Raw genomic sequence first — 360 nt, 5'->3', positions numbered from 1 at the left:
GCGCTGGTCGACGCAGACGTACTTGCGCTTACGGACGCGCTCGTTGAAGCCGAAGTACTTGCACTTACTGACGCGCTCGTTGAAGCCGAAGTACTTGCGCTTACGGACGCGCTCGTTGACGCAGACGTGCTTGCGGATACTGACGCGCTGGTCGACGCAGACGTACTTGCGCTTGTAGACGCGCTCGTTGAGGCTGAGGTGCTTGCACTCACGGATGCGCTCGTTGAAGCCGAGGTACTTGCTGATACAGACGCGCTCGTTGAAGCTGAGGTGCTGGCGCTTACAGAGGCACTCGTTGAAGCGGACGTACTTGCTGATACAGACGCGCTGGTTGACGCAGACGTGCTTGCGGATACTGAC

Annotated in this window: 1 protein-coding gene; it reads right to left on the bottom strand. The window is 58.9% G+C overall.

Translation table 11 applies throughout. From position 1 onward, the window contains the following. Positions 1-360, bottom strand: a 360-nt coding sequence (locus tag HMPREF3108_RS10935; protein ID WP_256262223.1) for a hypothetical protein, incomplete at both ends; no start/stop codon positions are given.

This window comes from Streptococcus sp. HMSC10A01 (genome assembly GCF_001807785.1).
GTDB classification, from domain to species: domain Bacteria; phylum Bacillota; class Bacilli; order Lactobacillales; family Streptococcaceae; genus Streptococcus; species Streptococcus gordonii.
This window is presented reverse-complemented; position numbering and strand designations above follow the sequence as displayed.